Origin of the sequence: Deinococcus sp. (assembly GCF_018260405.1) — a bacterium.
In the GTDB taxonomy this organism is placed as follows: Bacteria; Deinococcota; Deinococci; order Deinococcales; family Deinococcaceae; genus Deinococcus.
The window spans coordinates 5,492-12,967 of sequence record NZ_JAGLBG010000075.1 but is presented as its reverse complement, the minus strand read 5'-3'; the positions used below and the strand labels follow the sequence as shown (position 1 = coordinate 12,967).

Annotated in this window: 5 protein-coding genes, 1 tRNA gene and 1 pseudogene; 3 read left to right on the top strand and 4 right to left on the bottom strand. The window is 62.9% G+C overall.

The genetic code is table 11. The annotated features are described in order from the left end of the window. Positions 1–277: 277 nt before the first annotated feature. The 4 genes and pseudogenes from QZ269_RS09805 to QZ269_RS09790 form a co-directional block, all read right to left on the bottom strand. A pseudogene (locus QZ269_RS09805) lies at positions 278–1,689 on the bottom strand (RtcB family protein). Between the two features lie 608 nt (positions 1,690–2,297). Further along, entirely contained in the window at positions 2,298–2,960 is a 663-nt protein-coding gene (locus tag QZ269_RS09800; protein ID WP_291426530.1) for a cytochrome c, read from the bottom strand. A 56-nt stretch (positions 2,961–3,016) separates the two neighbouring features. Beyond that, entirely contained in the window at positions 3,017–3,400 is a 384-nt protein-coding gene (locus QZ269_RS09795; RefSeq protein WP_291426529.1) for an MGMT family protein, read from the bottom strand. A 344-nt stretch (positions 3,401–3,744) separates the two neighbouring features. Further along, positions 3,745–4,011 (bottom strand): hypothetical protein, encoded by a 267-nt coding sequence (locus QZ269_RS09790; RefSeq protein ID WP_291426528.1) that lies wholly within the window; start codon positions 4,009–4,011, stop codon positions 3,745–3,747. A gap of 553 nt (positions 4,012–4,564) precedes the next feature. On the opposite strand from QZ269_RS09790, the gene QZ269_RS09785 reads away from it, so the two are divergent. From QZ269_RS09785 to QZ269_RS09775, 3 genes are all read left to right on the top strand, one after another. After that, positions 4,565–5,746 carry a M20 family metallopeptidase gene (locus QZ269_RS09785; protein WP_291426527.1) on the top strand — a complete coding sequence of 394 codons (1,182 nt, stop codon included), beginning with the start codon at positions 4,565–4,567 and terminating at the stop codon, positions 5,744–5,746. 344 nt (positions 5,747–6,090) lie between these two features. Then, complete coding sequence (locus QZ269_RS09780; RefSeq protein ID WP_291426526.1) at positions 6,091–7,257, top strand: bifunctional folylpolyglutamate synthase/dihydrofolate synthase; 1,167 nt, start codon at positions 6,091–6,093, stop codon at positions 7,255–7,257. A 52-nt stretch (positions 7,258–7,309) separates the two neighbouring features. Then, a tRNA-Thr gene (locus QZ269_RS09775) sits at positions 7,310–7,384 on the top strand. Positions 7,385–7,476 lie beyond the last annotated feature (92 nt).

The following is a 7,476-nucleotide window of genomic DNA, read 5'->3' as shown; positions in this document are numbered from 1 at the left end:
CCAGGCGCTGGGGGTGCCGTGTGTGGCGGCGGGCATCGGCAACCACGCGGGTCGGGTTCACGCGCCCAACGAGAACATTCTGCGCGAGCACTTTGCCCGGGGCGTGGCCTTCGGCGTGGCCCTGATCGAGCAACTGGGGAAAGGCTAACTTTAACAGACCTCCTACGAAAGTCGCAGGGAGGACAGTTTAAGGGGTCTAGTACAGACGGCCAATTGAACCGGGCCGTTTTGGATTCAATCGGAACAGATACCACCCCGAACACCCTGGGACGCCGTCCTACCCGTCCTCGCTCCCGGTGTCCATCCTCACCACGCGCGGGCGGAATTCGGCGATCACGTCAATGAGATCACTCTGGCGGGTCAGAACGTCACCTATGCGCTTGTAGGCCTGCGGAGCCTCGTCTCCTCGTCTATGCCGCCACCGATCAGGGTCACGCCCTCACGCTTCAGGTACGCCTGCACGTCCTTTTTCACCAGGGTGCGTCCGGCGGCCTTGCGTCCCAGCTGACGCCCCGCGCCGTGACTGGCACTCGCCAGGGCGTCTGGGTGGCCGCGCCCGCGCACCAGATAGCCGGGGTCGGCCATGCTGCCCGGAATCAGGCCCAGCTGCCCGGCTTCGGCGGGGGTCGCGCCCTTGCGGTGCACGATCAGTTCCTGGCCGCTGACCTGCTGTTTCCAGGCGAGGTTATGGCTGTTGCGGGTCTGAGCCAGCGGCGTGACCTTCAGAGCGCGGGCCAGGCGGGCGTGAATCTGTTCGTGGTTGGCGAGGGCGTAGTGCCCGGCCAGCGTCATGGCCTGCCAGTAGGCCTGACCTTCCTCACTGTCTATGGGCAGCCAGGCGAGTTTCTGGGCAGCGGGGTCGAGGCGGGGGTGCAGCTTCTGCGCGACGCTCGTAAAGTGCCCCGCGACCTGCGCCCCAAAACCGCGTGACCCGCTATGAGACAGCACCGCCAGATATTCCCCGGCTTCCAGACCCACGTCGGGCTGAGGCAGCCTGATGGTGCCGAATTCGACGAAGTGGTTGCCGCTGCCGCTGCTGCCTATCTGGTTCACGGCCTTATCGTGCAGGTGGCGCAGCAGGTTCTGAGCCTGCCAGGCCGCGTCGTGCAGCACCTCGTGATCCTCGCGTTCGCGCTTATCAAATCCCACGCCCGCGCCGAACCGGGTGTGCTTCAGCAGCAGCGCCTTTGCTTCTTCAGTGCTCAGAGAGCCAGGAACCATAGGCAACACGCTGAGCATCATCGAGCAGCCGATATCTACGCCGACCCCATACGGAATGACCGCGCCCTCGGTCGCCAGCACGCCGCCGATGGGCAGGCCGTACCCCACATGGGCGTCCGGCATCAGCGCCCCAGTGCGGGCAATAGGGAGGCGCATCGCCACGTCCATCTGGGCCCGCGCCCCAGGTTCGATCAGGTCGCCGCCCCAGATGCCGTAGGGCAGTGGTTCACCGCGCAGGGCCACGCCACGCCCGGCTTCCGCGCTGGCCTGCTTTTGCAAGAGCAGCGCCGCCAGTTCGGCATAGACTCCGCCCGCCGCGTACTCGGCTGGGCAGGCCTGCACCGTCTTCAGTTCGCTCAGAATGTCCTGCCGCCCTGCTCCGGCGCCTTCGCGCTTAGCCGCGGCAGCCAGCGCCAGACCGATTTCCCTGCTTTCAAATCCTAATTTTGTGATGTGCTTCCCGTTCATCTGGTTTTACTCCGTCCAGGCGGGAAAATCCTCCTCCCTACCTGTGAATGTGGGGCCTGCGTCTGTCTCCGTCTTCCGTATCTTGAATCTCCTGCATAGTGACCTCATACATAGCGACCTCATACATAGCGACCTCCTGCAAACCCGCCCATTGTTGCGCGTTCATTTCTGCGCCACATGCGCCATCTGGCGCAGTAGGGCCTAAGCAAAAGCCTCCCCGCGACGGAGGAGGCCAGCCCAGGCCGGGGGCTTTATTGATGACGCGGTTAACGACACCGAAGTTAGAGTATTTTGCGAAAAGAAAGCCACAACCCTCAGCAGAACGTTGTACTTGGTTGATGCCGTCTTCTGAGCTAATGGAGGGCCGAGAAATCCAGTGCCGGACAACTTGATTTTTTCGCCGTACCCCCTGGCAAAAAGCTCTAGCTGAGCGGCGATCTCGTTTGTACGTTACCCCCCCCGCTCGGCGCAGTGCGAGTTGCAACCTCTCGCGGTGCGAGCTGTACCAGTTCCCCGCAGGGAGGGGGGAGCTAAAAACTTTGTTCTACCGCGCACTTTGCAGGGCAGGAGTTTAAAACCGTCCAAACTATTGTTAATCCAAACTATTGCTAATTCAGAGTCTTGAAGTAAGCGTGGAGGTTGGCGAGGTCGGCGTCGGTGACCTGCGTGGTGGTGAAGCGGGGCATCAGGTTGCTGAGGGTCTTTTCGGGAGCGTGGCCTTCACGTATGGCGGCGGCGAACTGCTCCTCAGTCCAGTCTTTGGTGACTTTGAGGGCCGGGCCGACCGCGCCCTCGGCATTCGCGCCGTGGCAGCCCGCGCAGGTGGCTTCGGCAAATTTGGCTTTTCCAGCGGCGGCGTCACCGGCTCCACCCGCAGTGGGTGCGGCGCCGGTGGTGGCAGCGTCAGTTGTAGACGCCTGGCTGCCTGCCGTGGCACCGGTTGCTGTGGTGCTGCCTGCCGCCGCAGAGTTATCGCCCGTACTCGCGGCGGCTCCAGCGGCCCCACCCGCAGAGGCCGTGCCGGGAGCGGTAGCCGCCGCATCCCCGCTGCTGGTCGAGGCCCCCGTGGCGGGCGCACCACTGCCTGCTGCCGTTGCGCTCGCTGCCCCCATCGTGCTCGCCGCCGCCGTGTCAGCTGCCGCCGAGCCGCCGCCCAGCGACTTAGGAATTGCAATCAACAGGATCAGGCCGAGAATCAGGCCCACTGTCACACCCAAAAGCCACGGTTGGGCATTGCCGCTTGTCCAATGATTGTTACGTCCGCTCGTCATGCTTTACAGAATACGACTTACCGGGTGGACAGTTTGCCCGGTGCCTGAAACAGGTCTCAGAACAGGCTGGGCGCAGACGCGTCCCTTTCTTCGGGCCACCATTGCAGCCTGCTTAGGTCGCAGCGGCCCGAGTCGTCGAAGTGTATGCCCTCGGCCCGCAGCAGATTTTCCTGAAGGTCGCCGAAGCCCGCCTTGTGAGTACTGACCCGTCCCTGGGCGTTGATGACCCGCTGCCAGGGCAGTTCCGGTTCGCCTTTGCCCGGCCCGCCCACCCACGAATTGAGCACGAAGCCCGCCTGCCGCGCCGCGCCGGGATGGCCCGATAGCAGCGCCAACTGCCCGTAAGTCATCACCCGGCCCTCGGGAATCTGGGCCACCAGTGCCAGAACACGTTCGCGGAAACTGGCCTCGGGCCGGGGGGCGGCTGCTTGGGGGGACATGCGGCCACTTTAACCAAAACAGGCCAGAACCAAAACAGGCCAGCGCCTCTGGCGTCCGCCTGTAGCCCCAGCCACTGCGCCTCTCTGATCAAGAAGGTGCCGCCTCTGTACCGCCACACCGCGAAAGTTGTATTTTTCCTTCTCGCCTCCGCCCAGATTGAATCTGAGCTAACCGGATTGAGTCGGCAGTCCGTACCGGTGACCGTTCCGCGTATCGGAGGAAGGCGCCCGAATCGGCTCTGCGGGGCAGCTGAGTCCACATCCACCAGCGGCTCCTTTTTGCCTTCTCGTTGGGCAGAGCTGCGTCATGATGCCCCCTCTACCCAGCATTATCTGGCTTGACTTCAGAACCAGCCGCGTTTGTGCGTCTTTTTACCTCGCAGGCGCCGGTTGGCCTGATCCAGCACGAAGTCGAACGCCTTGTCGCGCTTTCGGGCCTTGTAGAACTTGCCCTGTCTTTTCTTCTGGCTCTGGCGAATGAGGTTCAGGACTTCCAGTGCCATCGGCGCGTAGAACATAATTTTGCTGAGGCTCAGACCGCCTTTTTGCGGCTGTTTTCCGGCGTCGATGGTGCGGGTCTTCTGAATGGGGCGGGTACGGATTGTCTTCACAGCTTCTATTACGCGCCAACGGCCAGAAAAGTTGCTGAGTTAGAGCATTTTGCAAAAAGGCGGTTTGCAAAAAGATGGTGCTCTTTTGACCCTCCTTTTGCCAAGTGGAACGAGTGAAAGAAAGAGCAGGACGCAGAATGAAGGGGGCGGCGGTGTTGTTCCGACGTGCCCATCATTCGGAGAACTGCTCTAGGTACGGGGCAATTTAATCTCCGGCCGCCCCAGGAGCCAAAAGGCAATGCGATTCAGTACCCGACAACTTGGGCCTAAGAACGTCTGGAACACAAAAAGACCATCGCGCACCCCTCGGATGACGCTTAAGAGAACGCTGTGTCTACCGTATTGTCTTCTGACCGCTAGCCAGTGCTAGAGAGCAGCAGCTATGCTCAACGCCTTCCCCGTCCTAGACGAGATCGCCGCTCAGAGCAAGCTTTTGCCAGGGGGTACGGCGAAAAAATCAAGTTGTCCGGCACTGGAGTCTGGCACCCCAGATGACCAATTGCGGTGGGATGCGCCTCAACCGTTTTGTTTTCCTGGCGCTAGACTCATTTCTATGACAGCAACCAAGGAACGGGCCGCCAACCTGCGTGAACAACTCGTAGCGTGGCGTCGGCACCTGCACCAGCACCCCGAACTGAGCTTCGAGGAGCATGAGACGGCGGGGTACATTGAAGCCGAGCTAAAGAAAATACCGGGGCTGACCGTCACCCGTCCCACCGCCACCAGCGTGCTGGCCGTACTCAAGGGTGGCAAGCCAGGCCGCACCGTGCTGCTGCGGGCCGACATCGACGCGCTGCCGGTTACCGAGGAAAACGACTTCGAGTTCAAGTCCAAAAATGAGGGGGTCATGCACGCCTGTGGACACGACGGCCACACCGCTATTTTGCTAGGTACGGCCAAAATGCTGAGCGACCACCCTGAAGATGTGCCCGGTGAAGTTCGCATGATTTTTCAGCACGCCGAGGAGTTTGGCCCTGGTGGAGCCGAGGAACTGGTCACCCAGACCTCGCTGATGGACGGCGTAGACGTGGTCACGGGCCTGCACCTCAACAGTCAGCTTCCGGCGGGCATGGTGGCGGTCAAGCCCGGCGCGTTTATGGCCTCGCCTGACATGCTGGAGCTGAAAATTAGGGGCAAGGGCGGCCACGGCGCTCACCCCGAAGAGGCTATCGACCCTATCGCCATCGGGGCGCAGGTCATTACCAACTTGCAGCACGTGGTCAGCCGCCATGTGGGAGCGCAGGACGCGCTGGTCGTGACCATTGCCAAGTTCCAGGCAGGCACCACCCACAACGTGATTCCCGATACCGCCGAGCTGATGGGCACGGTGCGAACCTTCGACCCCGCACTACGCCAGAAGGCCCCCAGGCTCATCGAGCGCGTCATCAAGGGCATCTGCGACGCTCACGGCGCGACTTACGAACTGAAGTACGAATTCGGTTACCGTCCCCTGATCAATACCGACTGGGTGGCCGAGCAGCTGCGCGAAATTGCCCTGGCTGAGGTCGGCGAGGAGCATTTCATGGTGTCCACACCGACGATGGGCGGCGAGGATTTCAGCGCCTACCTAGAAAAAGCTCCCGGCGCGTACTTCAATGTCGGCAGTGGCAGCGACGAGGCCGACAGCCGGTGGCCGCACCACCACCCCCGTTTTACGCTGGACGAGCTGAGCCTGGAAACCGGGGCGCGAATGCTGCACGAGGCGGCGCTGAAGCTGACGATGCCGCAACAGTGAGGCTTACGGCGTGTGGCCTGTGGCTTGTAGGAAAAGCCGGACTCGCGTGCCGGAACTGTCCGATTTGGTTGGTTCATTTCTCCCGCGCTGCACGGCGTAATAACCCGCTGCACCTATAGCTGAAGATTCGTCCAGTCGCCCGGTGATTCCAGTTTGCTGCCGGAGTCGCCGGGCACAGATAGTCTGGAATTCACCACTGCGCCTAATGACCTGCTGGCTTTCCTCGTGGTCACGTTGCGCTCAACGGCTCGGCCAGCAGGCCAACGCCCCCGCAAGCGCCAGTAATACCAGCCCCCCACGCGCCACACTTGCCCCGTACCGCCCATCATCTATCATCGGGCTTCATGTCTGACCACACTGTGCCCGATTACGATTGGCTCTACTCGCGCACCCGGGCCGGACGCGAGCGGGGGCCACAGGCGGCGCGGGCGCTGCTAGGCAGCCTTGGCAGACCCGATGCGGACTTTCAGAGCGTCCGGGTGGTCGGCACCAATGGCAAGGGCAGCACCTGCGCCATGCTGGAAGCGGGGCTGCTGGCAGCGGGCGTAGGCGTGGGCCGTTTCACCAGTCCGCACCTGCACGCCTTCGAGGAACGCATTCGGGTAAACGGCCAGGAAATTACGCCGCAGCTCACCGCCCAGTTCGTGGTCTGGGCCAAAGCGCACACCCCCGACGGGGCTTTCTTTGACCTGGCGCTGGCCCTGGCCTGTCAGGTCTTTGCCGAAGTGGGCGTGAAACTGGCGGTGATGGAAGCGGGCGTCGGCGGCGTCTCGGACGCGACCCAGGCGCTGGACAACGTGGTGGCGGTGGCCCTGACCAATGCCGACTTTGACCACGTAGCCGCGCTCGGCCCTGCCCTGGCTGACATCGCCCGCGACAAGGCCCGGGCCGCCCGCCCAGGCGTGCCGCTGCTGACCACTGCGACCGGAGAGGCACTGGAAGTCGTGCGGCAGGTCGCGGCAGATACCGGAGCGCCGCTGTTCACGCCGCAGACTCACACGGAACTGTTCGCCCTGCCCCATCCCCCGGCGCTGAATGGCCCACACCAGCAGCAGAACGCGGCGCTGGCGGTGGCGACCCTGCGAACGCTGGGCTATGAAGGTGGGATAGAAGCCGCCCTGAGCGCCACCAACCCAGCCCGCCTGGAACACTTCGAGGTCGGCGACAAGGTGGTGCTGGTCGATGGGGCGCACAATCCACACGCGGCCCACGCCCTGGCCAAAGCTGTGCCGCGTGCCGACGTACTGCTGTTCGGCAATCTGGCCCGCAAGGACACCGGGGCCACCCTCGCGCCGCTGTTGGAAGTCGCCTCACTGCGAGTGTTCACCGCTCCGGGCGAACTGGCGACTCCGCCAGGAGAACTGGCCGGGCAGTACGGCGGGCAGCCGGTAAACGACCCGCATGAGGCCCTCGCGCAGGCCCTCGCCTTGACCCCGCCCCATGGAACGCTACTAGTGGCAGGCAGCCTGTATCTGGCCGGAGCGGTACGCAAGCAGCTTGGCAAAGTTTGACAAGGCCCGACTAATCCCGTATTTTTATCCGTGCGCGTTGCCGCGTGAGTCGGCCGATGTAGCTCAGTGGTAGAGCAACTGATTCGTAATCAGTAGGTCGTCAGTTCGACTCTGACCCTCGGCTCCAAGGAGCAACCTGGTAAAGCCCCGCCTAGCGCGGGGTTTTTTGTCTCTTTGCAGGCACAGCGCTTTACAGCACCAGCGCCCGCGCATTGCCAC

Coding starts and splice junctions, on each gene's coding strand:
- QZ269_RS09800 (WP_291426530.1), bottom strand. CDS start 2,960: ATGACGAGCGGACGTAACAATCATTGGACAAGCGGCAATGCCCAACCG.
- QZ269_RS09795 (WP_291426529.1), bottom strand. CDS start 3,400: ATGTCCCCCCAAGCAGCCGCCCCCCGGCCCGAGGCCAGTTTCCGCGAA.
- QZ269_RS09785 (WP_291426527.1), top strand. CDS start 4,565: ATGACAGCAACCAAGGAACGGGCCGCCAACCTGCGTGAACAACTCGTA.
- QZ269_RS09780 (WP_291426526.1), top strand. CDS start 6,091: ATGTCTGACCACACTGTGCCCGATTACGATTGGCTCTACTCGCGCACC.